The sequence below is a fragment of the Paenibacillus sp. Mc5Re-14 genome, assembly GCF_001049835.1.
GTDB lineage: Bacteria > Bacillota > Bacilli > Paenibacillales > Paenibacillaceae > Paenibacillus > Paenibacillus polymyxa_C.
Genome location: NZ_CVPD01000001.1, coordinates 1,081,912 through 1,107,957 on the forward strand (window position 1 = coordinate 1,081,912; position 26,046 = coordinate 1,107,957).

A 26,046-nucleotide genomic window follows, 5' to 3' on the forward strand; every position below is an offset into this window, starting at 1 on the left:
ACTAATAAATAAAAGGCAGATCAGGGTTACTCCTGATCTGCCTTTTTGATTAAAATTGCTCTCAGCCTTTAAGTGTAAATCCTTCTTGTACGGGCATATCGGCATGCTGTGCTGTCGTCTGATGCTGCCTAAAGAATAACGGATAGATCACGAAGGCCACCAGCAGACTCACACAACCAATGACGCCCAGAGCAATCAAATCCTTAAAGATGTAGGTGATATCCAGTCCCTTGAGAGTAATGTTCCGTACAGCGTCCAAATAATACGTTAATGGCAATATTTCAGCAAGTCCTCGCAAGAAGCCGGGCATTGCTTCCAATGGCCACGTATAGCCTGACAGCATAAAGGAAGGAACAGCAATGAGCATTAGAGTTTGTGTCGCATCCACTCTGGTCTTGGAAAAAAGACTGAACAGGAACCCTAATCCACACAAAGCAAAGTTAAAGACCAACGACACCAAAATCAATGGCAGTACCTGTCCCCTAAACGGAATATCGAAGCATAGAGCGCTAATACTGAATACAGTCAGCACATTGAAAGCTCCCGCCGCATAATAGGGTGCCAGCTTGGCAATAGCCAAGCGCCAAGGGGTATTTTTCCATGCGCCAAATCTTCCCCAAGTCCCTGCTTCCTTATCCCGCGTGCAAGACAACGCAATACCTAGCAGCAAACACTGCTGGAGAGCCGCAGAAATAACCCCCAACGGCATGAAAAGCTTATAATCATATACCGGGTTAAATAGCACTCTGGATCGGAACGGGATGGTAGTCAGCGTCGAGGCAGCCTGATCGGCGTTCATCCCTTTTTGCTTCATGGAATTAAGCGATACTCCCGCGCTCACGCTACTAATGACCTGATTGGCAATCCGACTGGCACTATTGGAATACATCATATTACTGCCGTCAATCAGCGTAAGCACAGGTGGATTTTCCCCATGCTTAAGCCGAGTGGTAAAGTTGTCGGGAATGACAATTCCGACCTTAGCTTCCCCAGTCTCCACCTGGCGGACTACATCATCCTGATTGGTCACTTGCCGTGTAACGGCAAATGAATCAGTCGCATCGAACGCCTGAATAATCTGGCGACTAAGCTGCGAATTATCTCCGTCATACACTGTGACAGGCATCTCGGTAATCCGCTGATGCGAATACAGGAAGCCGAATAGTATCGTATACACTATTGGCGTAATCAGCAGAATAGCCATAAAACGGCGGTCCCGGAAGATACTCAGCCATTCCTCGCGAAACACATCGCGGATACGAAGTCTTTCCTGTGAATCCTGCATATTACTGCGCCCCTTTGCCTGTAAACAGAACCGTGGAGCCTGTTGGAACCGAAGCCGCAAGATCCGGTAATGCTACCTTCACACCAAAGGAACGGACATCCTTATCACCAGAACTTTGGCTCGGTTTTTGAATGGCAAAGTCCGCAGCCGATTCTAACAGAATGACTTTACCCTTCAGCTCCTTGCCACCTGACAGTAATTTAATTTGAACTGTATCCCCTGCTTGAAGACCGTTCAGAGACGTTTCCGGTACATAGAATTTAGCCCAACGCTGTGTGGATGTTTCAATGGTATAAACCGGGAAGCCTGCGCTAGCCATCTCACCCAAGCTAAGCGACTTGGATTTTATGATCCCATCCTCAGACGCACGCAGCGTAGTATAGCTCAAATAGGTCTGAGCCTCCTGAAGTGCAGCTTCCGCTTGGGCTACCTGTGCATTGGCACCTTCAACCGCAGATTGTGCCTGCTCTACCGTCGATTGCGCCGCCTTCACAGCGGATTGCGCTTGCTCTACTGAAGCCTGAGCAGCTTTGACATCTTCCTGTTGCACAGCAACTTTGCCCGCTCCTGCCTGTGCTTCCTTCACTGCAGCCAAGGCTTGACGGTATTGAGCTTCAGCTGCCGTAATTTCCTCCTTACGGCTTCCTTCCCGTGCCATATCCAATTTTTGCGACTCTGCATTATACTTGGCCACTGCCTGTTGATGTTCCAATGTCGCTTGATCCAACGAGGCCTGAGTTGCTGCACCGGCTTCTTGAAGCTTTTTGGCACGCTCCAGATTTTTAACGGTCAGGTCCAGCGTTTCCTTAGCTACCTTCACAGATGCTTGCAATTGCTCAAGCTCCTGTGGTCTTGCCCCGCTCTTGAGAGCATCCAGTTTTGCTTTGGCGGCGTTAGAAGCTGCTTTGGCCTGTTCAATCTGGCTGGAGGAAGCCTCAGCGGTCACACTGACCGCTGTCGTGCCTTGGCTCTTCTTGGCCTGAGCGGCGCTCACGGTAGCCTGCGCCTGACCTACGCCTGCTTGAGCCTGCAATACGCTGGCTTTCGCTTTGGACACATTGCTCTTGGCTGCCAGCAATGCAGCCTGTGCTTGCTTCACCTTATCTTCCAGCTCACGGCTTTCCAAATGGGCTAGCACTTGCCCTTTTTTTACCTTGTCGCCCTCATTCACCAGCATCTGATCAATACGTCCTGCCATCTTAAAGCTGGCATTGAGCGTATCTGATTCTACATAAGCCGTAGGGATAGAAGAAGACTCATCTGCGGACAAGCTACTGCTCCCTCGTGGTAAGGCAGTCAAAGCATAGATTCCTACAGCGATTAAAATAATGAGTACGATATAAATCGCATATTTTTTAGCTTTCATGTTCTCATCACTCCACTTGTCTATTTAATGTTGCATACCCAGCGCGTTACATACAAATACTTCGATACTTTCGCGAACTTCCTGCGGATTCATCGTTTCGCCCCATACCATCGACCGCATCGGAGTAAAAATGTAAATGCCGAATAAACAATTTGCAGTCGTCTTTGCATCCAGCTTACTCGAAATTTTCCCATAGAACTTGCCGGAATCAATCTCTGCCTCCATAAAATCAAAATAGTCTGCCAGCACTTGCCTAATATTAAAATGCTGTTCCTGCGAGACCCATCCCTTACTGACTAATAGACGGCAAAAATCCGGCTCTCTCCCAATGAACTCAATATGTACTTGGATCAGCTTGTGAACCCTCACTTCTACCTGATCCATAGGAATCTGAGCCATCGCTTCATGGATATCCTGGACAAAACGCTCCATCCCCATCTTCAAAATGTAAATGTACAATTCTTGCTTGTTTTTAAAATTGTAGTACAGGGTTCCTTTGGCTATGCCACATACCTTGGCAATTTCCTCCATATTTGTTTCATTAAAACCTCGTTCGGAAAAAGCCTTGAGTGCGCCGTTAAAAATAATTTCCTTCGTTTGCTGTTTCATGCTTCCTCCTTTTTTGAACTGACCGTCCAGTACAAAAATTATGTATTTATTATAAGCCCATTTTCAGTTATCCAGCAATAGGAAATGTGTAAAAATGACTATTTTAGACACTTCGTCTAAACGACCATTCTAAAATGGAAATGCAAAAACGGATCGAATAAGTGAGGGGGTCACTCATTCGATCCGTTATTTCATAAAATCGGCTAATAAGGGGGCACATCCTATGGATTATCAGCCGATTTTAAGGGAGGGCCGACTATTTCTTCACCGTTTGATTGTATTGCGCAATTTTGCCTGTAATTTCTTGTGCAGCTTGGTCCAGCGCCTGTTTTGGCTGCTGCTGGCCACTCAGAACAGCCTCGATCGCACCTTCGACGATTTGACGCGCTTCTGGGAATACGCCCATTACTGCGCCTTGTGTAGCAGTGGATTGTGCCGATGCGTGCAATTGGTCAACGGCTGTCTGGAATTGCGGATATTTTACCATGTTATCTTTGAGTACCTTCTCGTCATAAGCTGCTTTCGTGATCGGGAAGTACCCGGTATTCACACTCCATTGTGCCTGTACTGCTGGAGAAGCGACGAATTTAATGAACTCCCATGCTGCCTTTTGCTGGGCTTCAGGCTTGTTGTTCATGATGTATAAGCTCGCGCCACCTACAACCACGCCGCCTTCTTTTGCTTCATTGGCTCTTGGCAGGAATCCTGTGCCTACTTCGAATTTATCGCCAACCTGCTCCACAATATTACGCAGCGAAGCGGTGGAATCCAGCGTCATTGCAATTTGTCCTGCGGAAAAAGCTTTCGCCGTATCGTCCGAGTTACGTCCTAAATTGGATACGACCTTTTCATCAATCATTTTCTTCCACCATGTCAGTGTTTTTACACCGGCATCCGAATTCAGCAAGGATTCTGTAGCTGCTTGCTCGCGTCCATTGCCATTATTCACATAGTCCGCGTTCTGATTGGCAAATAGTTGCTCCATAAACCAGCCGTAGATAGCAATGGATGCACCGGATTTACCATCCTTACTCAAGGCTTTGGCAGCTTTCTCGAATTCATCATACGTTTTCGGAGGATTAGCTGGGTCAAGTCCTGCGGCTTTGAAAGCATCCTTGTTGTAATATAAAATCGGGTTTGACGTATTGAACGGCATCGCGTTCAATTTACCATCAATCGTGTAGTATCGTGTAATATTCGGTTCAAGCTGCGACAAATCGAACTTATCTGCATTAATAAATTGTTGTACAGGCGTGATCATTTTAGAGTCGATCATGAATTTACTGCCGATTTCGTATACTTGAATGATGTCCGGTCCGCTATTAGAACCCAGCGACGCTTTCAGCTTGTTCAAGCTGTCATCATATTTACCTTGATATACTGGCTCTACCTGAATGTCCTTATGACTAGCGTTAAAGTCAGCAGCGATCTGCTTGATCGCCTTTTCACCGTTGCCGGACATTGAATGCCACCAAGTCAGTTTTATAGGTGAAGCCGCTGCAGCCCCATCATTACCATTACTCGGCTTCTCCGCCGCTGTATTGTTGCTACAACCTGCTGCAACTACCATAGCAGTCAGAATAAGCAGGGTCAAAGCACTTTTCAAACGAAAAAATCTCATAATCTCTCTTCTCTCCCTTTGATTAAATGATTCTTGAATGAAATGTTCGTACTCTTGTGCGTTAAAGCTTTGTATATAGGCTGCTTGCGCAGGTGTTGCTGTCTTTTGCATCTATGATTAGCCTTTAAGCGCACCCGCTGCCATTCCACGCACCAGCTGTTTGAGTCCAAAGATCAGCAGGAGCAGAGACGGTAAAATGACAAGTGCTGTACCCGCAAACACCAGATTCCATGAAGTCGATTCCTGAAACTCCAGCATGGATATGCCGATCTGTACGGTACGCATATTCTCGCTATTTGTGACCAGTAAAGGCCAGAGATATGAATTGTACATGTTCAGGAACGAATACACAGCCAGTGTTCCGAGTGCAGGACGCGATAACGGAAGCACATGGAACAGGAAATATCGGATATGTCCGCACCCATCCATACGAGCAGCCTCGAACAGTTCCTTGGGAAGCTGGAGGAAAAATTGTCTTAACAGGAATGTTCCAAATGCCGTCGCCAGAAATGGAACCGTCAATCCTTGATATGTATCAAGCCAGTTCCAGCTTCGCACCGTCAGATAGTTAGGAATAATGGTAACTTCCCAAGGGATCATCATTGTCGCGACAAACATGCTAAAAATGAAGTTTTTTCCCTTGAATTCCATTTTGGCAAAGGCATAGGCCGCCAGGCTGGCTGTAATCAGTTGTCCGATCATCGTCAGACCCGAAATGAGAAAGGTGTTGCCGATAAAGGCTGCAATCGGAACGATTTCAAACACTTCAGTGAAATTGGCCATATGAAAGGAATGCGGGAAAAAGCTTGGTGGGTAAGCGCTCGCTTCCTCCGGTGACATGACCGCCATAAAAAATGTATAAATCACCGGATACAAAATCAGAGCGGCTGCAATCGTAAGAAGCACATACAGTAATGTTGAATTCAGGTGTTGTTTCATTGGTAATGCACCTTTCTTTCCACCCATTTAAACTGAATCATCGTAAGCACCAAAATGACGGCGAACAAGACAATCGCCTGCGCACTCCCTGTTCCGAACCGGAAATTAACGAAAGCTTCCTGATAAATGGAATATACAAATACATTTGTACTGTTCACCGGACCGCCTTTGGTCAAGATATTAATTTGGGCAAAAGACTGGAAGGCACCAATGATAGAAACTACAGTCACAAAAAAGATCGTCGGTGATAGCAGCGGCATAGAGATACGCCAGAACGTGACCAACGGTCCGGCTCCGTCCATTTTGGCACTTTCGTACATGTCATCGGGAATCCCTTGAAGTCCGCTCGATAAGATAATGTAATTGAAGCCAAGATTCATCCAGATGGTCATTATGGCTACGGAGAACAGCGCCCAATCCGGGCTAGTCAACCACGGAACTGGATTGATATGTAACAGGGAAAGCACATAGTTGAACATTCCCAGTGTGGGATGGAAAAGAAATTTCCAAATGACCGCAGATGAACCCACCGACAACACCATCGGTAGCGAGAAGGCAAATTGGAAGATACGCATCCCACGTAACTTACTGTGTGTAAGGGCAGCTAGTACCAGCGCCAGTAAAATACCCACAGGTACCGTCAATACCGCAAAAAGCAGCGTGACCTTAATCCCCTGTAGAAACTGACCTGAGCTGAACAGCATAGCAAAGTTATCGAACCCCACATAATCTGCAACGTTTCCTGCGGGATCTGTAGAATGCAAGCTGAGATAAACGGACTTTATCATCGGATAAAACATAAATACAGCAAACAAAATAAGCGATGGAGCCAAAAAGGTATACGCCAGCGCGTTTTCGCGCAGTCTTTGAATTTTTAGCGAACCCGTGCGTATGCGAGCTTTAGACGATGTCCGTTGCTGGCTCCTCGTCCCCAGTCCCAAAGATTTGTTAAGTTCACCCAAAACGGAACGCCCCTTTCTTTTAAACCAACCTCAGTAAGTGTATCGTTTTGATGTAAAGGGAACATCAAGTGGACTGGAGTAGAATGTTAATGTTTTTACTCTTTGTAAAACCAATCCTAATTGGGTACCTGCACAAGGGCACAGGCTCCTGCATACGATATATCATTATTATGAGTATGGAGGTCAGAGGCGAATGCCGTACAACACCGTCAGTCCGCAAACTTTATATCAAGCTAGACCGGAATTCCAACAAGAACTTAAAAAAGTCCGCGATCAATTGCATTATCAATTGAGCCCCTACATGAATCACACGGTTAGGGTACAAACGATGGATCATCATGTGTATGAAGGAACGATTGTGCACATTGATGCGGATCATTTGTATCTGAGAGTCCCTCAGCAGTATCACTCACCCTCCTCAGGCATTCCGACCCCTGATCGTTCCTATGCCTACAACAATGTCATTCTGCCGCTGGTGCTATTTAATTTGTTGGTTATAGTCCTGTTGAGCTAGCGCTTAATCCATGCAATCTGTCTAACTAAAAGACAAAAAACCTCCAAATCCGTAAGGAGCCTACACTTGGCACATTACGAAGTTGGAGGTTTTAGTTATTTGTATCCTTATAATCATTAGTTCTCACAGGAGATGCCTGCTTCCTGCTCTAGTACAGCTACAAAACGCTCTATACGATCTTCATTCGGCAGGTGGCAGAACACCTCATTTACACCCTGATTGATCAACAGGATGCTCCCTTTAGTACCTGACAAATCCTTTTCCAGCTTAGCCTGCGAAATATGGTGATAATTAATGAACTTGATCCAAGGAATACCCATAGTGCAGGAATAAAAGATGATTCGTTGGGACGTTACTGCCATTATCCCATGAAGCGGTATCTTCTCAGAGCTTTGTTGCAAATCATACGTACAACTAATACAGGATCGGATGTGTTCGCCAGCTTCCAACGTCAGACTAATGGCTCGCAGCTCTTTTTCATCTGTTTTCATCCCGTCTCATCTCCTGTTCGAAGCTCAGGAACGAGTCGCAGCTCCATGAAACTTCAGATCAGCTTTTGCGGCTTGTCCCGTCGACCTCTTCCATTTTTCGTCAGATTAAGAACTGGACAATGACCGATCTTCACTGCACATTAAAACCAAGGATGGATATGTATAACTTAACATGGGCACAGGATGTTATCAACAAGCAAGCCAGCCTGTTATAATTCAGCAATCATATCTTGCTATGTACTATCTTTTGCCTCAGACACTATATTAATAGAAGACCATAATCGTATAAAACAGGTATGAAAACTCACCTATTGTTCCTCTGACGCTTCCTATACTAAACTTACTTGTCAAATATAAAAAGGCTTCCTCTAGTTTATTTAACTAGGAGGAAGCCTTTTTATCTATCTTGTAAATGGAATGTTTACGGAAAAACACCAACAAATTATTTAATTAATATGTTTGTAATTGTGAGGTTGCTGAGCTGTTGTTAACATGCCATTATATCAATATAAGGATCATAAGCGTCTGATATATAGCTATAGCCACCTTGAACTAGTGTGTAATCAGCAAAAAATCTTGCTTTAACGTAAGAGGTTTCTTCTCTTACTGTTGCATTTGTAAATGTTCTATAACCACTTCCTCCTGAGGCATAGCCCCCTGATACGTCATTTGGAGTGATAACATGTTCTTCTTTTATTTTCGCATTTGTAAGATCTATTGTTGACTGAATTACGGAACCATCAGGAAATGTAGTTCGTTGTATTTTCAAACCATCTGGTGACTCTACTTCACTTGTAATACCAGTACCTCTTTTTTCTGGATTATCAGAATCAGGAAGTTCACCAGCCTTCATTTTTTCTATTAGACTTTGCTGTACTTCTTTAGAAAGACCCAAGTCATTTAAATGTTCAGATATCTTATCTAGATCCTGACTTGAAAATGAAACAGAAGGGACCTCACTTGCAAAGCTAACAGGTGCAACTGAAAGTAAAAGAGAAGCGGACAATATTGCAGATGCTACAACTTTTTTCATCTTCTTCCTCCTTTAATATGGTATGATGCTACTGAAAATTAACATATTATAGATTTATATGTCAAATAACATTAAAATTGGAGGTATATTCTATGTTCGATGAATTATTTCTTCATGAAATGTCTTTAGTTTTTCTCTTAGGAAGTGAGTTACTTCTCTTCATTTTTGCTCTTATTTTTATTATTTGCACTTTTAAAAATAACAAAGCATTACATCAATTGGATGAGATTTTGGCAGAAACAACACACCTAATAAAATCGAAATAAAGGAGAGGATTCTGATAGGGACCTGGACTATATCTGTAACCATAATCTACTGGTTCTGCTTTATTCATATTTTTATATGTTCATGTGCGTTGATCTACCTCTTTAAAACAAGAAAAACAAATAAATTATTTCAAAGAAAAATAGAGCTGCTCAGTAAGCATTTAGAAATATTAAGAGAAGAGCTTAAAAAAAAATATTAATTTGCAAGACGAGGTACTAATATTAGATGCTATTCAGCTACCTCGAAAAGTTTAACTTAGCTATCTTGAGGGATGTGTAATCTTTTTCAAACAAAATCGACAACAAGACCTCTCATAAGTTCAATTAACTCATGAGAGGTCTTGATATACTTCAGAGGGAGAGCAGAAGTTTCCTTGTTACATTATGCTACACTCTTGGAATGACCTGTTCTAGGGCTTATATCCTCCAGTACCACACTTCTCTTCATCAGGTCTAATATGCTAATTTTCAGAAATGAGGAATGGTATACGCTTCTTCTTGGCAAGCTAATGTGAGAATACGTCAGAACGGAGAAGAAGCCTGATGAAATATAACCGTTTGCTATGCGCTGGAATCGCTGTTTCTTTGCTGTGTATCAGTTCTTGTCCCACTCCATACACGAATGCACAAAACACATCATATGCCTCCCCCGCTCCTACAAAGGGAAGAGCCTATTACGAAGAACGGGGCGACATTGTATGGGAAGTTCCTACCCATCGTAAGCTTATCGCTCTCACATTCGATGACGGACCGGACGAAAGCAATACGCCTGCCATTCTCGATTTACTTCAAAAATATGATGCGAAAGCGACCTTTTTTGTCGTTGGCAGTCGTGTAGAAAAGCTGCCACACCTTGTAAAACGGGAACGAGAGGAAGGACATGAAGTTGGCAATCATACCTTCCTTCATTCATCCTTTCAATATATCTCCCGCAACAAAGCTCTGTCCGAATTGGACCAAGGTCAGACGAGCATCGTTCAGGCAACTGGTGCGGGGACCCATCTATTTAGACCACCAGGCGGCTCCTATAACGATTCACTCGTCAAGTTATCCAAGGAGAAGGGGCTAAAAATTATTTTATGGTCCTGGCATCAGGATACCCTAGATTGGCGAAAGCCTGGTGTACACCGTATCGCAGATAAGGTGCTTCGCAACGCCCGTAACGGCGACATTGTCCTCATGCATGATTATGTACATCAAAGTACACAAACCGTTGAAGCCTTGAAGATTATTCTTCCTGAGCTCAAGAAAAGAGGTTATTCCTTCGTCACTGTATCTGAATTACTCTCTAATCGAGAAAAGCCGGATGGGCTGATTGAGGTGAATAAGTGAAAGAGCAAGGAAAGTGGGCTCGCCGTTGACTATGCAAAAAGTATGCAGGAACGAAATTGGAATGAGGTAATACAAGAGACCTCTCACAAGTTTATTTAACTCGTGAGAGGATAAATCCCAACCTCAATAGTGAGCACCGCATCTTATTTTACAGCTATACCGTTCAGTTCAATGTTTTGGAGGCCAGCCATTGCATCATCGTTGTTTTCTTTCCGTTAATCACCTTCGATACTTCGTTGTTATACACGTAAATCCAGGACCAGTGGCCATTGTATTCATACGGTGTTGTATCACTCTTCTTGTACAAACCAGAAGTATCCACTACGTTATCAAATAAGGACATATGGACATCCTTTGCTCCGGCATTCACTAAACGGTTGTAGGTCGGAATCATATAATCGTTGGGTGGAACCACAGTATCGGTTTGGGCAGCCACAAACCAGATCGGCAGGTCCTTCATATCGTTAATTTGTTCGTCGGTGATTAGGCTATCCTTTAAGGCTTCACACGCCACCACGGCTGCTGCAAAATAGTCTTTATAATCACGGATCAGCAACATAGTCATATATCCGCCGTTGGAGTCTCCACCAATGTAGATTCGATCTGTATCAATGTCTTTGTTTTTGGCCACGTATTCCTTAATTAAGGACATCAATGCTTGCTCATACTTCGAGGTTCCGTCTCCAAAGCCTGTAAAACCATCCATCCAGTAGGTTGGAGTCTGAGGTGCCAGCACATAAGCCCCGCCAAAATACGATTGAATATCCTTAGAAGCAAAATTCGCTGCTTTATTACCCGAAATCGGAATCGTCGGATCTGTACCTCCCTCTCCCATACCGTGCAGCCAAATCACCAAAGGGTTTTTCACCTTGTCTTTTGCCGGTGCATAGCTCGCGTAGGTTAAAGTAACCCCATCAGAAGTAGCTTTACCAGTTGTAAATTGATCAACCAGCTGCCGTATCTCTCCTGCAGAGGTATCAATCTTCAAGCCGGAAATCGTGCCTGATTTGGTTTTTATAGCTTTTTGCTGCGTGATCGTATATTTGTTATCATTCCATGCGTTAAACCCCGAACCCGCCGCATCATAATGAATGGCAGAGCTTAGAGTTACCGCTGGGCCGATTTCCATTTCCAACACAACGTAGCTTCCTGTTTTACTTACATGGTTGCCACTTTTGTCCGATACATAGGCCTTGGTGACCTTCCGGTTGCCTTTCTCAACAAAGGAATTTACCAACCTATTGTCGCTTCTTTCCACATATACCTTAAATGTATCCTTGGTTATCGCATCTTTGGGTACCGGCTTACCCAGATTAACAATGATCTTCGTAATGGTTGCTCCCCAATCCTTCACCTCCGCAACCGTCCGGTATGAAGTAGGCTGCATCTTGGCATCCTTGGCAGCCCATGCACCGTTGCTGAATACAAGGGTCGTACTGACAGCTAAAGTGAATAACATAGTTGTTTTAGCAACCTTTTTAAACTGTTTAAACATGATGTCTTACCTCCCAGATCCATTGATAAAACGCTTACATTATTAATTTTAATGATTTTTTTTATTTTCATCCTGCCTTTTATTAGCCTAATTCAGGTCAATTACTGACTCCTTGCTTCAGAACGCCTCTTGTGCTTTTTACGATATTGATGCGGTGTCGCTTGATAAACCTTTTTAAATACCCTGGCAAAAGACTTCTCGTTTGGAAATCCGTGTTCCAGCGCAATTTGTATAATAGAATGGTCCGTATTCATAAGAACACGGAAAGATTTCTCCAGACGGATGGCATTGATATATTGAAATAGCGTCATACCTACATGCTTTACAAAAAAACGGGACAAATATTCGGGCGACAATCCAAAAACCTGAGCTATGGAATCCAGGGATAGACTCTGATCGTAATTTTCTTTGATATAATCGGTTATCAACGTCAGTCGCTCCAAATATTTATGAGTGTTAAAGCCAGGGATCGATTCGTTGTCAATTTTAAAATACATTAATAAAAGGTACACCAGTTTATAAGATAACGACGTTAAATGGATATGTCCTAAAGGGTCATTGTGCTGGTTGAGGTAAGCTACAAATAATGTGTTTAACAGATCACGCAGCTCCTTAAAATGCTGTAATCTCTGCTCATTGGTTTCGAAAATGGATATACAATCGAATGAAATGGGATAACTATACTTAGTATTTTCTCGAATAAATCCAGAAGGAATCAAAACGGTTATAGCCTCTCTACCTTTGCCCTTAGCCACAGAAAAGGAATGAATAGCATTCGAATTAATGAGCACAATATCTCCTTCTTTGGAGCTATAATTCATGCCATCTATATAGATATTGTCAATTCTCCCTGAGAGTACATAAGATATTTCGATGCTGTCGTGCCAATGCCTAGGTATGTATGCTGGTTCATTGGAGGAATGAACTATAATTTTTAATGGAAAATGATTGTCTGCCTGGACCAGCTCATATTTGTATTCCAAGTTTGTCGCTCCTCTCAGATGTGAACATAATACCTCCCTCTCTCCATAAACAAAAAAACCTAAGATAACAAAATACATAAGATCCTTGGATCTTAACATTTTGTTCCTTAGGTTTTGCCTGCGTAACAGTAACAATCCTAGTGCTATTCATTCTCATTTAACTAAGCTAAGTATATAGAGGGTTGAAATTCATGTCAACGCTTTCATGCAAGGCGTTCAACCTCCCAACAAAAAAGAACGAGCTTCTATAGCCCGTCCCTTTATTTATGATCCTGTTTTTTGAACTTTGAAGATCATATTTAAACCAAATCCAATCAGCACGAGTCCCCTGGCCTTATCGATAATATTCTGAACTTTGGGTGACATTAACCATTTTCTTATGTAATTTAACAATAATACGATTGTAGTAAACCATAAAATCGAAAGTAGAGCGTAAAGAGGACCCATCAGTAAAAACTGCAAACTGGGATTATAACCTGGTATTGCACCCGCAAAATTTGACTACTTCAAATGCTACGGCTGACTTTATTAATATGAAAGAAAGCCATCAGCCATATTTCAATACCTAACATTCATCCTTTTGAAGCTAATGTGCAATTCTGTCACTGTTGTATCCGACTCAAAAGGATGCTCCCAATAAAACTGGCGCGGATGCCATGGTAATGTTCTTCCATTTGCGGACCCGACTTTCAGGAACAGAAAGAGCAGCGGTGATATCCTTAAATCGCATCGTCACGCTGCTCTCCAACTACATGTGTCTGACTTTGTCCCGTTCAGGACTTCTCTCTCTAGACATTCTGCATTTCACTGCCTCCATAGCTTAGGTCTCTGAATAATTAGACAAACTGACTGGATAAAAGACATAAACCTTAAGCCTTTTGCTGAATAAGCTACTACTAAGTAACAATATTAAGGCGTCAACTTTAATATTGTCATAGTTGTATTAATATTATTGTGCAACTGAGCAGGAGTTGCGTTGGCATTTACCAGTTGTATTGTAGTTGGAACTGTTGTAACGGTTACAATAACTTCAGCTGCGGTAGGCCCCCCACCATTACCTGAGAAAGGTAATGGTGTTATAGGAGTTCCGTTAACAGTGAGATTGAAGTCAGCATCACCTTGGTTATGAATAGAAAATGAGATGAAGTAGCTCCCCGTTTCGTTAATTGTTATCGTTGGGGATGGAGGAGTGAAAGTAAATGCACCTCCAACATTCGCTAAAACCCCAGTAAAGGTAATTGGTGTGTTACCCGGAACTGTGTCAGTCCCCGTGCCAGGATCTGCTCGGAAAACACTTAAGAAATCTGATATCCCGAAGCCAGCAGGCCCTGCTGGTCCTGCTGGCCCCGTTGCTCCCGCTGGTCCTGCTGGTCCTATTGCTCCTGCCGGTCCTGCTGGTCCTACTGCTCCTGCCGGTCCCGTTACTCCTACTGGCCCTGCAGGACCGGGAATTCCTTGAAAACCTTGTAGCCCTTGCTGACCTTGAGCACCTGGAACTCCCTGTGGACCTGGCAGTCCTTGGGGTCCCTGAGGTCCTTGAGGTCCTCTAATCCCTTTAACAATGACCTTCGGCGAAACTTTGACCTTTTTAACTGCACATCTTCTAAATTTTCTCCGATGCATTCTCTTTTGCCAACAATAATGTCGAAACATAATTAATAGTCACCTCCAAAGTCTAGTCAAATTAGCTTATTGTGCAATTAACCAAAAAGATTGGGCTGTTGACTTCATCTAGGAAAAGATAGGCATAGGCCTGTCCGTATGCTCCAACTCGTTGACCATGATCTTGTACCATTGGTGACCGTCCACTATGTTCCCGGTGCGTTCGATCCAAATGATCGGGTCGATGTAACCAAACCGCACAATGGACTGCTTTAACTTCTCTTATTCAACATCGCCCGGCTAAAGGTCAACCCGTGGGTTATATGCTTTTTCAACAAAAAAGAACTAGCTCAACAGCTAGTCCTTAATGATTGGTTTGAAAAATACTACCTTCTATTATTTTTGGGTAAATGCGATTTTTAATCCGATAAGTGTAAATAACGAGCCTTGAATATAATTGATTTTTTTAGAAAAGGATGGATTTCTCCGTAGAAAGGAGCCTACTTTTCCAGCAAAAATACTTATCAAAATAAAAAGCACTAAAGTTTGCATTAAAAATACTACTCCAAGAACTAGCATTTGAGTAGAAACATTACCACTTTCTTGGTTTACAAACTGAGGGAGAAAAGCCAAGAAAAAAAGTGATATTTTGGGATTCAATACATTCATGATAACACCTTTTTTATACAATGACTTGTAATTTAAGGTATCTCCACTCTTAAGTTCAAAACTCGTATCTTTTGCTCTAAATGACTTATACGCCAAAAATAATAGATAAACTGCTCCAGCGTATTTGATTACTGCAAACGCCAAGGAAGATTGATAAATTATTGCCGCGAGGCCGAAGGTTGCTGCAAAAATATGAACCAACAATCCCGTGCAAAGGCCTAAAGTAGTAAATATCCCTGCATTCCTACCTTTTGCTATGCTCTGTGTCAGTGTGAACACGTTGTCGGGGCCCGGCATAATGGTGAGAACAATTGCTGCTCCCAAAAAAGCTAATATAGTTTGAAGCTCCACAAAACTTCCCCCTTTGGATAATTTGAATACATACTACACTACAATAAAGGGATCTGACAATTGAGTTGATCGCGAAAGGACGCGCCCATTGTTGTATTCTCTGGATTCGGATTGGGATCATTACAAAGCATACATATTCGTGCCCTGGGTTTTTCTTCATGAATCCGTTCCTATTCAAATATTAAAGAAAATCAAAAAGGCCGACACATTGGTCAACCTCTGCATACCAGAAAACCTATTTTCTTTTTAATTTTCACCTGTGCGAGTTATCAATTAGAGCAAATGATCGAACGTAAACTGCCGAATTACATAAAATCTGCTGTAAGTTGCTTGAGCACTCATGGTGTAGCAATGGTATAGAAAAGGGCTCCCTCTCGGGAGCCCTTTAAATAGCGGTATTACAGGGTTTTGAGACCCTTATTACATCATGCCGCCCATCTTTGATTTACTCGCGCAGAGGAACGTCATAAAACTTATCTTCTATTGTATAGCTTGTTTGGGCTTATCTTCAGAAAGTTTTATTCGTCTACATCTGCCCTCATTCGCCAGAACTGGTATTTTTCATGTGATTTTTTTGAGATTCAAGCAGCCATGTTGCCACACACCATTCGGTCTCATCAACAATTTCCTTTTATTGTATATTGAGGCATAGGAAGTAGCAATGATCTTTCTGAATTTTAATATTCTAAAAATATCTCACCTTCTCTTGGCGGCATAGGTATGCTCTATCCCGCTCCCAACTCTCCAGAATGACGATATCCCGTAGTGTAGACTTATCCGGCCCCAGAATATAGTTATTTTGCTCTAAAGCAAGCAACTAACTTTTTATGCTTTCTGTACACCTCCGCGTCTTTATCTCCAGATCTAATATAGTTACGGCAGCCTGCTGAAAAGTTGTAGACTGAACGGCGATGTTAAGCTAACGTGGCAGGTTAACCTAACAAGCAGACTGCCAATTACGTTTGAAAATACCCAAACGTGCTGCCGGGTTGACATTCAGAACTGGTCTTGTGAATCTGGTGGAGTTAAAGGGAGTGCTAGTTGTGTCTCATCTATTTTTTTGAACAAGCATTGTATTGAAGAGCCAGCGAAAATTCCATCTGAAATACTGAGCTAGATGCCAATCTTCATAGCCATTTAATACACCTTTATTTAACCAGTAAGACTCTGGTTTTCCGCTCGTCGCAGCTTCAGACACATAAGCGATCGTTTTTTCTAAAAAGCGAATGACATCTAGGATTTTATCTGGAGTGGACACATCTCCATGCCCGGGAATGACAGTATCTACCTTCAGATCTCTTTGAATGCGTCTAAGGATGCGTATCCAAGCGTATGGATTACCGTATGGCATGACCGGAATCGTCTTGTTGGTTATTAAATCACCAGCAATCAAGGTTCGTTCTTCAGGCACGTAAATAACGGCATCGCTTAAAGAATGGCCGCCTCCGTAGGATAAAACTTCGACAGTGTGTTTTGCTCCTTTTATAACTAGTTTATCGTCAAAAGTTATCGTGGGTATCACCCTACGAAGGGAAGGGATAGCATCATACAGGGCTCTCTGCACGGAAAGATCATAGCCGATTTCGGTTAACATGTGCGGATTTTTTTCTTGTGAACGTACTTGATGTAGGCTATTTATTAACTTCTGAATGTTTTGTTGCATTAGATCAATATTCACTTTACCCATTTCAGATAGCAAATCTCTTGTCCAAACGGTAGATATAAAATCACTTTCCATGAATTCCTGATTGCCATTGACATGATCTCCATGGAAATGAGTATTGATCACATATTTAATTGGTTTATTCGTTAATTGTTCTGCGGTTTGACGTAACAAAGCACCAGAATGCGGTAGGTTGGTTGTGTCCACAACAACGGTCAAATCCCCAATGTCAATAATTGCCGCATTCCCCAGCGAACCACTACCAGGTACCGAAATAGCACCCCAGATACCTTCCGCTGCTTGTTGAATCGTGAAATATTTGTTGTTCATTGTTTATGCCTCCATCAAAATAAGTTTGACACCATTTCCTTTTATCTTTAGTTTTTTTTATGTTTCATGTATATCAATTAGCAACTTTAGCTTACAAGTTAGAGTCAACTAGAAATCAAGCACAAATTTCTGAAATGAAGTTAGAGGTGCAAATATCGACTTCGAGTTGACTTAAAGATGTATAATAGTTTTAAATTTTGGTTTAGAAAAAAGGAGTGTCATAAAAAAACAATGCTTACTATAAGTCAAGTATCAGAAAGAACGGGGCTAACTCCTTATACGATTCGCTATTATGAAAAAATTGGAGTGCTACAGGGAACCAAATCGAAGAAATGGAAGGACACGCATTTATACTGAAAGTGAGGTTTCATATATACAATGTTTAATTAGATTAAAAAAATTGGGATTGTCGCTTGAGGAGATTACGGAATTTACCCGTGACGGATGTGTACTGGATAAAATTCAAAAAGGGGCAGAAGTTGCTAATTTTACTCCTGCCTTACACATACGGATAGAAATTCTTGAAAAGCATCTGGTGGAACTGGAATCCAAGCGGCAGGAACTTGAGTGCATGATTTCCCTTGCTAACGAGAAGATAGCCCTGTACCAAAAACTTACGAAGACGATATAGTAATGTAGAAAACCTGGTTCACCACCAGCATATACGATGGCAACAGAATTGATTGAACTAACGGGAAACGTTAGTTCAATCAAATAGCGATAGTCTAGGGCTTTATTTTCCCGTCCTATTCTACCGTTGTTTCTTTTATTGTAGTTATCAAAACTTTATTTTCAACATACATTTAAAGTTGATTCATATCAGTTCCGCCTTAAATGTCCGTCTGTAAGCAATTTTTCAACTAAAAAGCTCTGCCGACCTTAAGGTTAGCAGAGCTTTTTAATTTATTTAGAGTATTCACTTACTTCAAACGTCAGGATACGATCATATAGCATATAATCTTTACGGCTGCTAAACGGGCCTTTATTGTTATCGTGCTTATTAATGGCATATGAAGCCGATCCAGAACCTGCTTGTTTAGCCTCATACCACGCAATAAAGTCATTGACCTCTTTCATACTCAAATCAAATTCCTTCTCTAAGCCAGTTGTCATGGTGACTACTAGAATTGCACGATCCCCGTTCGGAGTCGGTTCCTCTGTTCCTGGGTTAGGAGTGGAACTTGATAATTTAGACATCATCTCTAATTCGCCAAGATGTATATACTGACTTCCATTGTTTGCTGTAATATTAATTCTATAATCCTTGTATGAGTTAGAATTAGAAAAAGTGAATTTTTTTGGAGTGCTATCTACCCATTCAGTGATATTTGACTGAGTGTCTAGCACGTTCCAAGTAACCCCATCATTTGAGCCTTCAAAAGTCCAATCTTTAGGGGCGCGGTCGGTTGCCGTTGTCTGTGGATATATAACGTATTGTTCAATAACTTCAGGTTTAGGAAAGTCATATCTTAACCAGGCAGGATTTTCATTAGATCCCCAAGCACTAGAGATAGTTGCAAAATCCCCGTCAAAAGATCTATATGCGTATGAAAATTCGTTGCTCGCACTTGCCACTCCAGATGGCAAATTGTTAGATGTCATTTTAGGAATTAAATTTTCTGAATACTCTGCTTCAGCTGCAAAGACATTCGATAAGGGTAAAGATAATAGAACTAAAAATAAAATCGTTATACATGCTTTCTTCATTAAATAATCCTCCAATAGGTTTAATAGAACTAAGAATAATTTAATTAAGGAATTGTGTCTAAACATAAACTTGCTAATCTATAAATACATTCTAAATATTTTCATATTTATTTTTTATTGGGTATTAAAAAAGCTCATACCGGTCAAATACCAGTCGAGCCCTTCTTGACATCTACTCTAAATTCAAATTGATTCTGCATGTAATACGCTCCGGCAAATCTTAACCGAATCAGGTGAAAACTTTTCTATAGATCCTCCATAGTCTACAACCGATATTAAGTCTTCTCCTAACGACTCAACAACATACACCTTTACCTGGCTTAATACAGCTGTAAATAGTTCTATAACCGACTTTAACAAATTATATGTATGGTTCATGCTGATTACCTCAGTAATTCATTCGGTGAGTGGTGTTGTAATTCCTTCAATGTAACAAATCCCCGCCGACCAGTTAAGGGCAACGAGGATTTGCTTTACTTACGTTTAAGCTCCTCCAATAGTAACCTGAGGCTGGATACTATGGTGGTTAAAGGCTTGATCTGGCACAGTTATAATAAACAACAAAAAGCTAGCCGCGATAATCAGCAGTACCGTTTTTTTCAACATTAGTCATCCACACCTTTTCAATAAGATTTAAAAAACTAGCTTTGGTTTCATGAGACGCATGTTCCCGAAAATGTGAAAACAGCCCCATACAATTAATGAAATAAGTCTCATTATTTAGTGTATGATAACTTACCATTGAATACATCAAATGTTTAAAACCATCATCATAAGAACTTCGATGTAAATAATAATGAGCCAACTCGTAACCAAACCACGCGATCTAGTCCGGTATCACCTGTTGGGTATACATATCATCGGATAGTGGCTGTTCAGAAAATGAATTAATCTCTGGTTCAAACCGTTGAAGTATATCGTCTACATCTATGCTATATTGGTTTGCGGCAATTATAACATTAAGTAGTTTTGATATCTTCTCGTTTTCGTTAGTCACTGATGTTGCTACAATATATTCAATATAATCATGCAGCACATTTATATCTCCTGATAAAAGTTTATATACGTAAGTATTACCTTCTGCCCAACTTTTGAACAAGCTAATCCAGTGCCGGGTATCTTCGTCAGTCTCCATTACCCAATCTAAATTAGCGTAGGTGTATGTATAGTCTAGGGCTCGTTGATAATCGCCTTGAGCTTCACAGACGCTTGCACACAACAGATCAGCATAGCAAATGTATACAAACAATGGACGGCTTAGCTTATCAGTAGATTCAGTGTGGCTTCGACTGTTCTGTTGATGTTTCAGTGTATAGTGGATTTCGGCTTTAGCTCTCATTTTCTTCGCCATTTCGTCAACCTTGTCCCATTTACGCAAAGACCTGTACACATTAGCCAAATCCTTCAATGCGTCAAGTTGGTCTATTTCATCAAGGCGCTCAACAAAAACTTCAAAAATCGTAGCTGCACTAAGATTACGGCTTTGATCGTCTCCAACTTGAATCGTAAATATACGATATTGACAGACTGCCAAACGCTCAGAGTGTTGATATTTCTCCGCTTCAGCCACCCCCTCATAGAGCAGTAATGCCGCCGCGTGTCGTCCCTGTGCCAATAATTGCTCTGCAATGTCAAATAGTTTGGGCGAATAGAGTAGATTGTCCATGATGGCCCCCACCACTCGACGTATCACACCCAGCTTGTCTAACTCTGCACAACGATACAAAAATGGCTCGATTCGCCTCATATTCGGAGGGTGATCTATGATGTAGTTTTCTATGAACAAGTCGTAAAAGTGACCTTCCGGCAAACCCATAGCCTCAGTAATGAGGTCAAGCTGGTTAACAGACATAGACTTATTCCCTGTTACAATAGCACTTATTATTCCCCTATTCATGCCTGCAATTTGTCCAAATTGCGCTATGTTCAAACCCTCTTGCTGTAGATATCTGTCTAATTCTGCTCGAATCGTAGGTGTATGCTTCATGTCATAGCCACCCCTCGCATAAAAATTCCAGTATTTTATAATCATTTACTATTTTTGTCCAGCAATTAACCAGTTGTCAATATCTTTTTTTGGCCAGAAAAAGAAAAGAGGCTTCTCAAAAGTTCGGAGAACTAATGAGAGCCTCTATAAAAACGGACTGATTGTTAACAAATCGTTAACAAATCAATATATCGATCACCTAAACCCTTGTTACAGCAAGGGATTTTGGATTTATTACATCATGCCGCCCATTCCGCCCATGCCGCCCATGTCAGGCATTGCAGCCTTTTCTGGTTCTGGCTTGTCAGCGATCACTGCTTCAGTAGTCAGGAACATAGCCGCTACGGAAGCTGCGTTTTGCAATGCATAACGAGTTACTTTCGCAGGGTCTACGATACCAGCTTCAATCATATTTACCCAGTCGCCAGTAGCTGCGTTAAAGCCTACGCCAACTTCTTCGCGTTTCAGACGCTCAACAATAACAGAGCCTTCTTCACCTGCGTTAGCAGCGATGGTACGGATTGGAGCTTCCAGAGCACGCAACACAATGTTTACGCCTGTTTGCTCGTCGCCTTGCAGTTCAACAGCTGCAACTGCTTTGTATACGTTCAGGAGCGCTACACCACCACCGGATACGATACCTTCTTCAACCGCAGCACGGGTTGCGTTCAGGGCATCTTCGATGCGCAGTTTGCGTTCTTTCAATTCTGTTTCAGTAGCCGCACCGACTTTGATTACTGCTACGCCGCCAGACAATTTAGCCAGACGCTCTTGCAGTTTCTCTTTGTCGAACTCGGAAGTAGTTTCTTCCAGTTGCGTACGGATTTGGCTAACACGAGCGTCGATGTCGGCTTTGTTTCCAGCACCGTCAACCACAATCGTGTTTTCTTTTGTAATACGCACTTGACGTGCTGTACCCAGTTGGTCCACGGAAGCTGTTTTCAGGTCCAGACCCAGTTCTTCTGTGATTACTTGACCGCCTGTCAGGGCAGCGATATCTTGCAGCATTGCTTTACGACGGTCACCAAAGCCTGGAGCTTTAACAGCTACAGCGTTGAATGTACCACGCAGTTTGTTGACAACGAGCATAGCCAGCGCTTCGCCTTCGATGTCTTCAGCGATCAGAACTAGTGGCTTGCCTTGTTGTACGATTTTTTCAAGCAATGGCAAGATTTCTTGTGTGTTTGTGATTTTTTTGTCAGTGATCAAGATATACGGATTGTCCAGAACAGCTTCCATTTTGTCCGTATCTGTAATCATGTACGGAGAAATGTAGCCACGGTCAAACTGCATACCTTCAACTACTTCCAGTTCTGTTGCAAAACCGCGGGATTCTTCAACTGTGATTACACCGTCTTTGCCCACTTTTTCCATAGCTTCAGCGATCAATTCGCCTACTTCATCATCAGCAGCGGAAATACCAGCTACTTGAGCAATGGATTGTTTGCTTTCGATTGGTTTGGAGATAGCTTGCAGTTCAGCAACAGCTGCTTTAACTGCTTTGTCGATCCCTTTACGGATACCGATTGGGCTTGCGCCAGCAGTTACGTTTTTCAAACCTTCAGTGATGAGGGCTTGAGCCAAAACAGTAGCCGTAGTAGTACCGTCACCAGCTACATCGTTCGTTTTGGTTGCTACTTCTTTAACCAGTTGAGCGCCCATGTTTTCGAACGCGTCTTCCAGCTCGATTTCTTTTGCAATCGTTACACCGTCATTAGTGATGAGCGGGCTACCGAATTTTTTCTCCAGTACAACATTACGACCTTTCGGTCCGAGTGTTACTTTAACAGCGTTAGCCAATGCATCTACCCCGCGCAGCATGGAGCGGCGAGCGTCTTCACTGAATTTAATGTCTTTAGCCATTTGTGATAAACCTCCCTATGGATTATGAATGATTTGTTTCAATTCCTATATTTAGGTCTTGTCCGGGTTCCGGTTAACCGATGATCGCGTGGATATCGCTTTCTTTCATAATCAAATATTCTTTACCTTCATATTTGATTTCCGTTCCAGCGTATTTGGAGAAAATGACACGGTCGCCTTCTTTTACTTCCAGAGGAATACGGGCACCGTCTTTCAATGCGCCTGCGCCAACCGCGATAATTTTGCCTTCTTGCGGCTTTTCCTTGGCAGAGTCAGGAAGTACGATTCCGAAGGAAGTCGTTGTTTCTTGCTCAATTGCTTCCACCAATACGCGTTCACCCAAAGGTTTGATCATGAAAAAATAGCCTCCTTATTAAGTGTTTTATCCTGTAATTTGGTTGTTATGTTGTATGTATTAGCACTCAACAGTGGTCAGTGCTAACAACCAACTTTATGATACTCAACTTGAGATTGAATTTCAAGTCCCTAATGTATTTTTTATGGGAATTTTTATGGGCAACCATTCTCGATTATATCCACCTATCTTAAAAATAACCGTTAACTCAAGGCTAATGGTTATTTTTAAGATAGCTATACTGATCAATTTTAGAGATATTAGTTGTTGAGCCATTCAGGTCCTGTCTTATTATTCCGCAGCTACACGCAATTGGGCCTCCCGTTCCTCCTGTGCACGCAATTGCTTGCGATACACGACTGATGACAAATATACACTCGCTTCATACAGCACCAGCAACGGAATCGCCACCAAAAAATCGGATATAAAATCCGGCGGAGTGATAACAACGGCAACAAAAACAAGCAGGAAATAAGAAATCTTCCGCCATTTGCGAAGCCTCATCGGGGTTAATACACGAATCCCTGTCAGAAACATGATCAGCAGGGGGAGTTCAAACAGCAACGCTACAGGCAACACAATATTAAACATAAAGGTGAAATATTGCGCAATACCGTACGTTTCCTGCAATCCCATACTTTTAGTGACGGACGATGTAAACTGAATCGCCATCGGGAAAATAATGAAATAAGCAAAAGCTGCGCCAATCATAAACAAAAGCAGCACATAAGGCACATATCGCAAGGTTGCGCTCCGTTCTTGCGGCCTTAATCCCGGGCTGACAAACTTCCACAATTGGTAGCATGCAAACGGTAACGCCACTGCAATCCCAATGATCATGGCGATTTTCATGTAGATGCCGATTCCGTCCCAAAAGGAAAATGCATTTAACTGAAAAGCTTTCGCCGAACCGGAGCGAATAAGCCAGTTATAGACAGAACCCGCCGCGAACAATCCACCAGCCAGTGCCAATACAAATACAATCAGCACATAAATTATTCGTCGGCGGAGCTCACCCAGATGTTCCATTAGCGGCATTTCATGCTCTGATGGGGTCAAGTCCTTTCCTCCTTTCTGAACGGAACGCAGCAGCGCCTCCTAAAAAATAAAGCCCTTCACTAAAGAAGAGGCTCATGTTCATTATACAAGCAGCAAAAATAAATAACTAAATCTATGACAAGCGTTTATCCTCAGGCTGAGTTTGAACTTCTGAAGGCGTTGTCTGTGATGCTTGGACCACACTATCTTTGCTTTCTTTCCGCCCAGTCCGTTCATCTTCAGATAAAATATCGCGTGCCCCGTTTTTAAATTCACGGAATGTACGCCCTACAGCTCGGCCCAGCTCAGGCAGCTTGTTCGGACCAAATAGCAGCAGCGCCAGAATAATTAACAAAATATAACCCGGTGCTCCAATATTGGGCATGTGTAGTAATCCTCCTTATGTTGACGGACAAAATGAGAACCTCTGTCCGTATACGGCCTTATAAATTCTTACAGGTATCATACCACACACACGGGCTGCCTTCTACCGAAACTGACCTGTCACCATAAGCAACGCTTCCGGGAGTTGATCCATAATCGCTGCCAAATTTTCATGCACGCCTTTGGGCGTTCCTGGTAAATTGACAATCAACGTACGTCCACGTATCCCCACGATTCCACGAAAAAGCATGGCCGCCGGATTTTTCTGCATCACGATCATTCTCATGGCTTCCGCCATACCTGGCACTTCCCGTTCCACGACCCGTCTGGTCGCCTCAGGTGTCACATCACGGATCGCCAGTTCGGTTCCGCCTGTAGTAAGCACCAAGTCTGCATGAAAATAATCGGTCATTTCGATTAAAGCCGCAATAATCTCATCCGGTTCATCGGGAACGATCCGGTATTCCACAATCTCTCCGCCCAGTTCTTCTTCGACGAGTTCCCGGATGACCTGTGCGCTTGTATCCTCACGCTCTCCCCTTGCCCCTTTATCACTGGCTGTTAGGATCGCCGTTTTCCACACCATAAGATCACCCTTCTCCTATCATGAAAGAATACTTTCTCTTCTGAAAATCAGAAACAGCCACGCTGCATCCTCCATCACATCACAGTACCCTCTCGGCGACAATGTTGTCTATGTCAAGGTTTCTGGTGGTCCTCCCTTTGAAAATCACCATGCTTGCCACCCGTTTTGGATTGCAGCATGGTAGGGCCGATGATCATATCTTTTTGCAGCGCCTTGCACATATCATACACGGTTAACGCTGCGGCTGAAGCCGCTGTCAAAGCTTCCATTTCTACACCTGTCTTACCCTCGGTCTTCACTTCAACTTCAATATGAAGCACATCATGTCCATTATCGGAAAAAGTAATGTTCACGCCTGTCAGCGCCAGCGGATGACACATCGGTATCCAGTCTGACGTTTTTTTCGCACCTTGAATCCCTGCGACCTGAGCTACAGCAAGTACATCACCCTTGCCGATTCTTCCTTCTTTTACAGCCGTCAATGTAGCCGGGTTCATCGTAATCTGAGTCACGGCGACTGCTGTACGAACCGTAGACGTTTTGCCCGAAATATCTACCATACGAGCCCGTCCCTGTTCGTTAAAATGAGTAAAGGAATCCATGACTCCCTCACAG

Annotated in this window: 28 protein-coding genes and 2 pseudogenes; 5 read left to right on the top strand and 25 right to left on the bottom strand. The window is 42.6% G+C overall.

What is annotated here, in order from left to right; all coding sequences use genetic code 11:
* Nucleotides 1–61: 61 nt before the first annotated feature.
* From BN1546_RS05075 to BN1546_RS05100, 6 genes are all read right to left on the bottom strand, one after another.
* A complete protein-coding gene (locus BN1546_RS05075; RefSeq protein ID WP_013369903.1) occupies nt 62–1,285 on the bottom strand; it encodes an ABC transporter permease in 1,224 nt (407 codons plus the stop codon).
* Nucleotide 1,286: 1 nt separating this feature from the next.
* Complete coding sequence (locus BN1546_RS05080; RefSeq protein WP_013369902.1) at nt 1,287–2,651, bottom strand: HlyD family secretion protein; 1,365 nt, start codon at nt 2,649–2,651, stop codon at nt 1,287–1,289.
* Nucleotides 2,652–2,675: 24 nt separating this feature from the next.
* Nucleotides 2,676–3,260 (bottom strand): TetR/AcrR family transcriptional regulator, encoded by a 585-nt coding sequence (locus BN1546_RS05085; RefSeq protein WP_013369901.1) that lies wholly within the window; start codon nt 3,258–3,260, stop codon nt 2,676–2,678.
* 256 nt (nt 3,261–3,516) lie between these two features.
* Nucleotides 3,517–4,881, bottom strand: coding sequence for an ABC transporter substrate-binding protein (locus tag BN1546_RS05090; protein WP_090739128.1), 1,365 nt, complete (start codon nt 4,879–4,881; stop codon nt 3,517–3,519).
* A 117-nt stretch (nt 4,882–4,998) separates the two neighbouring features.
* Nucleotides 4,999–5,820 (bottom strand): carbohydrate ABC transporter permease, encoded by an 822-nt coding sequence (locus BN1546_RS05095; RefSeq protein WP_013369899.1) that lies wholly within the window; start codon nt 5,818–5,820, stop codon nt 4,999–5,001.
* Complete coding sequence (locus tag BN1546_RS05100) at nt 5,817–6,782, bottom strand: carbohydrate ABC transporter permease (protein WP_040101879.1); 966 nt, start codon at nt 6,780–6,782, stop codon at nt 5,817–5,819. The genes BN1546_RS05095 and BN1546_RS05100 overlap by 4 nt, the downstream gene beginning before the upstream one ends.
* A 193-nt stretch (nt 6,783–6,975) precedes the next feature.
* On the opposite strand from BN1546_RS05100, the gene BN1546_RS05105 reads away from it, so the two are divergent.
* The gene (locus BN1546_RS05105) at nt 6,976–7,296 is read left to right on the top strand and encodes a hypothetical protein (protein ID WP_090736287.1); all 321 of its coding nucleotides are present in this window, start codon (nt 6,976–6,978) and stop codon (nt 7,294–7,296) included.
* Nucleotides 7,297–7,412: 116 nt separating this feature from the next.
* On the opposite strand, the gene BN1546_RS05110 is transcribed toward BN1546_RS05105, so the two are convergent.
* Entirely contained in the window at nt 7,413–7,787 is a 375-nt protein-coding gene (locus BN1546_RS05110; RefSeq protein ID WP_090736289.1) for a PH domain-containing protein, read from the bottom strand.
* Between the two features lie 487 nt (nt 7,788–8,274).
* Nucleotides 8,275–8,820, bottom strand: a complete 546-nt coding sequence (locus BN1546_RS05115) for a hypothetical protein (RefSeq protein WP_255305266.1) — start codon at nt 8,818–8,820, stop codon at nt 8,275–8,277.
* A 92-nt stretch (nt 8,821–8,912) separates the two neighbouring features.
* On the opposite strand from BN1546_RS05115, the gene BN1546_RS27230 reads away from it, so the two are divergent.
* Nucleotides 8,913–9,086, top strand: coding sequence for a hypothetical protein (locus BN1546_RS27230; RefSeq protein ID WP_013369893.1), 174 nt, complete (start codon nt 8,913–8,915; stop codon nt 9,084–9,086).
* A 543-nt stretch (nt 9,087–9,629) separates the two neighbouring features.
* Complete coding sequence (locus BN1546_RS05120) at nt 9,630–10,418, top strand: polysaccharide deacetylase family protein (RefSeq protein ID WP_090736292.1); 789 nt, start codon at nt 9,630–9,632, stop codon at nt 10,416–10,418.
* 163 nt (nt 10,419–10,581) lie between these two features.
* On the opposite strand, the gene BN1546_RS05125 is transcribed toward BN1546_RS05120, so the two are convergent.
* The 7 genes from BN1546_RS05125 to BN1546_RS05160 all read right to left on the bottom strand — a co-directional run bounded on the left by BN1546_RS05125 (nt 10,582) and on the right by BN1546_RS05160 (nt 17,511).
* Entirely contained in the window at nt 10,582–11,913 is a 1,332-nt protein-coding gene (locus BN1546_RS05125) for a prolyl oligopeptidase family serine peptidase (RefSeq protein WP_090736295.1), read from the bottom strand.
* Between the two features lie 101 nt (nt 11,914–12,014).
* Nucleotides 12,015–12,896 (bottom strand): AraC family transcriptional regulator, encoded by an 882-nt coding sequence (locus BN1546_RS05130; protein ID WP_176702322.1) that lies wholly within the window; start codon nt 12,894–12,896, stop codon nt 12,015–12,017.
* Between the two features lie 264 nt (nt 12,897–13,160).
* Complete coding sequence (locus tag BN1546_RS05135) at nt 13,161–13,358, bottom strand: LysE family transporter (RefSeq protein ID WP_255305267.1); 198 nt, start codon at nt 13,356–13,358, stop codon at nt 13,161–13,163.
* 157 nt (nt 13,359–13,515) lie between these two features.
* Complete coding sequence (locus BN1546_RS05140) at nt 13,516–13,632, bottom strand: phage terminase small subunit-related protein (RefSeq protein WP_255305268.1); 117 nt, start codon at nt 13,630–13,632, stop codon at nt 13,516–13,518.
* A 173-nt stretch (nt 13,633–13,805) separates the two neighbouring features.
* Nucleotides 13,806–14,549 (bottom strand): adhesin, encoded by a 744-nt coding sequence (locus BN1546_RS05145; protein ID WP_090736300.1) that lies wholly within the window; start codon nt 14,547–14,549, stop codon nt 13,806–13,808.
* A gap of 345 nt (nt 14,550–14,894) precedes the next feature.
* Nucleotides 14,895–15,518 (bottom strand): LysE family translocator, encoded by a 624-nt coding sequence (locus tag BN1546_RS05155; RefSeq protein ID WP_090736303.1) that lies wholly within the window; start codon nt 15,516–15,518, stop codon nt 14,895–14,897.
* A gap of 1,048 nt (nt 15,519–16,566) precedes the next feature.
* Nucleotides 16,567–17,511 (bottom strand): MBL fold metallo-hydrolase, encoded by a 945-nt coding sequence (locus tag BN1546_RS05160; RefSeq protein ID WP_090736306.1) that lies wholly within the window; start codon nt 17,509–17,511, stop codon nt 16,567–16,569.
* A gap of 177 nt (nt 17,512–17,688) precedes the next feature.
* Here BN1546_RS05160 and BN1546_RS27715 point away from each other — a divergent pair, with 177 nt between their 5' ends.
* Both BN1546_RS27715 and BN1546_RS05165 read left to right on the top strand, forming a co-directional pair.
* On the top strand, nt 17,689–17,868 hold the full coding sequence (locus BN1546_RS27715) for a MerR family DNA-binding transcriptional regulator (RefSeq protein WP_369690571.1): 180 nt from the start codon (nt 17,689–17,691) through the stop codon (nt 17,866–17,868).
* Nucleotides 17,804–18,142, top strand: a complete 339-nt coding sequence (locus BN1546_RS05165) for a MerR family transcriptional regulator (RefSeq protein WP_369690572.1) — start codon at nt 17,804–17,806, stop codon at nt 18,140–18,142. The genes BN1546_RS27715 and BN1546_RS05165 overlap by 65 nt, the downstream gene beginning before the upstream one ends.
* 272 nt (nt 18,143–18,414) lie before the next feature.
* On the opposite strand, the gene BN1546_RS05170 is transcribed toward BN1546_RS05165, so the two are convergent.
* From BN1546_RS05170 to moaC, 10 genes and pseudogenes are all read right to left on the bottom strand, one after another.
* Complete coding sequence (locus BN1546_RS05170) at nt 18,415–19,218, bottom strand: discoidin domain-containing protein (protein WP_025677648.1); 804 nt, start codon at nt 19,216–19,218, stop codon at nt 18,415–18,417.
* 143 nt (nt 19,219–19,361) lie between these two features.
* Nucleotides 19,362–19,596 (bottom strand): annotated as a pseudogene (locus BN1546_RS27720) (hypothetical protein).
* Between the two features lie 105 nt (nt 19,597–19,701).
* Nucleotides 19,702–19,824: a hypothetical protein gene (locus BN1546_RS27725; RefSeq protein ID WP_255305602.1), complete on the bottom strand. Its 123-nt coding sequence runs from the start codon at nt 19,822–19,824 to the stop codon at nt 19,702–19,704.
* Nucleotides 19,787–21,205: pseudogene (locus tag BN1546_RS05180) on the bottom strand (transcriptional regulator). The gene BN1546_RS27725 and the pseudogene BN1546_RS05180 overlap by 38 nt, the downstream one beginning before the upstream one ends.
* Nucleotides 21,206–21,439: 234 nt before the next feature.
* Entirely contained in the window at nt 21,440–23,068 is a 1,629-nt protein-coding gene (gene groL / locus BN1546_RS05185) for a chaperonin GroEL (RefSeq protein WP_013369880.1), read from the bottom strand.
* Between the two features lie 73 nt (nt 23,069–23,141).
* Entirely contained in the window at nt 23,142–23,423 is a 282-nt protein-coding gene (gene groES / locus BN1546_RS05190) for a co-chaperone GroES (protein ID WP_007429271.1), read from the bottom strand.
* 291 nt (nt 23,424–23,714) lie between these two features.
* Entirely contained in the window at nt 23,715–24,482 is a 768-nt protein-coding gene (gene tatC, locus BN1546_RS05195; RefSeq protein ID WP_013369879.1) for a twin-arginine translocase subunit TatC, read from the bottom strand.
* A 112-nt stretch (nt 24,483–24,594) separates the two neighbouring features.
* The gene (locus tag BN1546_RS05200) at nt 24,595–24,846 is read right to left on the bottom strand and encodes a twin-arginine translocase TatA/TatE family subunit (RefSeq protein WP_025674943.1); all 252 of its coding nucleotides are present in this window, start codon (nt 24,844–24,846) and stop codon (nt 24,595–24,597) included.
* A 102-nt stretch (nt 24,847–24,948) separates the two neighbouring features.
* Nucleotides 24,949–25,431 (bottom strand): MogA/MoaB family molybdenum cofactor biosynthesis protein, encoded by a 483-nt coding sequence (locus BN1546_RS05205; RefSeq protein WP_013369877.1) that lies wholly within the window; start codon nt 25,429–25,431, stop codon nt 24,949–24,951.
* A 113-nt stretch (nt 25,432–25,544) separates the two neighbouring features.
* On the bottom strand, nt 25,545–26,033 hold the full coding sequence (moaC, locus tag BN1546_RS05210; RefSeq protein WP_013369876.1) for a cyclic pyranopterin monophosphate synthase MoaC: 489 nt from the start codon (nt 26,031–26,033) through the stop codon (nt 25,545–25,547).
* Nucleotides 26,034–26,046 lie beyond the last annotated feature (13 nt).

What these genes read in the sequence shown, in the direction of transcription:
- BN1546_RS05200 (WP_025674943.1), bottom strand. Translation starts at nt 24,846, where the DNA reads ATGCCCAATATTGGAGCACCGGGTTATATTTTGTTAATTATTCTGGCG.
- moaC (WP_013369876.1), bottom strand. Translation starts at nt 26,033, where the DNA reads ATGGATTCCTTTACTCATTTTAACGAACAGGGACGGGCTCGTATGGTA.
- BN1546_RS27725 (WP_255305602.1), bottom strand. Translation starts at nt 19,824, where the DNA reads ATGTTGAAAAAAACGGTACTGCTGATTATCGCGGCTAGCTTTTTGTTG.
- groES (WP_007429271.1), bottom strand. Translation starts at nt 23,423, where the DNA reads ATGATCAAACCTTTGGGTGAACGCGTATTGGTGGAAGCAATTGAGCAA.
- BN1546_RS05125 (WP_090736295.1), bottom strand. Translation starts at nt 11,913, where the DNA reads ATGTTTAAACAGTTTAAAAAGGTTGCTAAAACAACTATGTTATTCACT.
- BN1546_RS05165 (WP_369690572.1), top strand. Translation starts at nt 17,804, where the DNA reads ATGAAAAAATTGGAGTGCTACAGGGAACCAAATCGAAGAAATGGAAGG.
- BN1546_RS05110 (WP_090736289.1), bottom strand. Translation starts at nt 7,787, where the DNA reads ATGAAAACAGATGAAAAAGAGCTGCGAGCCATTAGTCTGACGTTGGAA.
- BN1546_RS05085 (WP_013369901.1), bottom strand. Translation starts at nt 3,260, where the DNA reads ATGAAACAGCAAACGAAGGAAATTATTTTTAACGGCGCACTCAAGGCT.
- BN1546_RS05080 (WP_013369902.1), bottom strand. Translation starts at nt 2,651, where the DNA reads ATGAAAGCTAAAAAATATGCGATTTATATCGTACTCATTATTTTAATC.
- BN1546_RS05120 (WP_090736292.1), top strand. Translation starts at nt 9,630, where the DNA reads ATGAAATATAACCGTTTGCTATGCGCTGGAATCGCTGTTTCTTTGCTG.
- BN1546_RS05205 (WP_013369877.1), bottom strand. Translation starts at nt 25,431, where the DNA reads ATGGTGTGGAAAACGGCGATCCTAACAGCCAGTGATAAAGGGGCAAGG.
- BN1546_RS05160 (WP_090736306.1), bottom strand. Translation starts at nt 17,511, where the DNA reads ATGAACAACAAATATTTCACGATTCAACAAGCAGCGGAAGGTATCTGG.
- groL (WP_013369880.1), bottom strand. Translation starts at nt 23,068, where the DNA reads ATGGCTAAAGACATTAAATTCAGTGAAGACGCTCGCCGCTCCATGCTG.
- BN1546_RS05090 (WP_090739128.1), bottom strand. Translation starts at nt 4,881, where the DNA reads ATGAGATTTTTTCGTTTGAAAAGTGCTTTGACCCTGCTTATTCTGACT.
- BN1546_RS05095 (WP_013369899.1), bottom strand. Translation starts at nt 5,820, where the DNA reads ATGAAACAACACCTGAATTCAACATTACTGTATGTGCTTCTTACGATT.
- BN1546_RS27230 (WP_013369893.1), top strand. Translation starts at nt 8,913, where the DNA reads ATGTTCGATGAATTATTTCTTCATGAAATGTCTTTAGTTTTTCTCTTA.
- BN1546_RS05170 (WP_025677648.1), bottom strand. Translation starts at nt 19,218, where the DNA reads ATGAAGAAAGCATGTATAACGATTTTATTTTTAGTTCTATTATCTTTA.
- BN1546_RS05145 (WP_090736300.1), bottom strand. Translation starts at nt 14,549, where the DNA reads ATGTTTCGACATTATTGTTGGCAAAAGAGAATGCATCGGAGAAAATTT.
- BN1546_RS27715 (WP_369690571.1), top strand. Translation starts at nt 17,689, where the DNA reads ATGTATAATAGTTTTAAATTTTGGTTTAGAAAAAAGGAGTGTCATAAA.
- BN1546_RS05075 (WP_013369903.1), bottom strand. Translation starts at nt 1,285, where the DNA reads ATGCAGGATTCACAGGAAAGACTTCGTATCCGCGATGTGTTTCGCGAG.
- BN1546_RS05105 (WP_090736287.1), top strand. Translation starts at nt 6,976, where the DNA reads ATGCCGTACAACACCGTCAGTCCGCAAACTTTATATCAAGCTAGACCG.
- BN1546_RS05115 (WP_255305266.1), bottom strand. Translation starts at nt 8,820, where the DNA reads ATGAAAAAAGTTGTAGCATCTGCAATATTGTCCGCTTCTCTTTTACTT.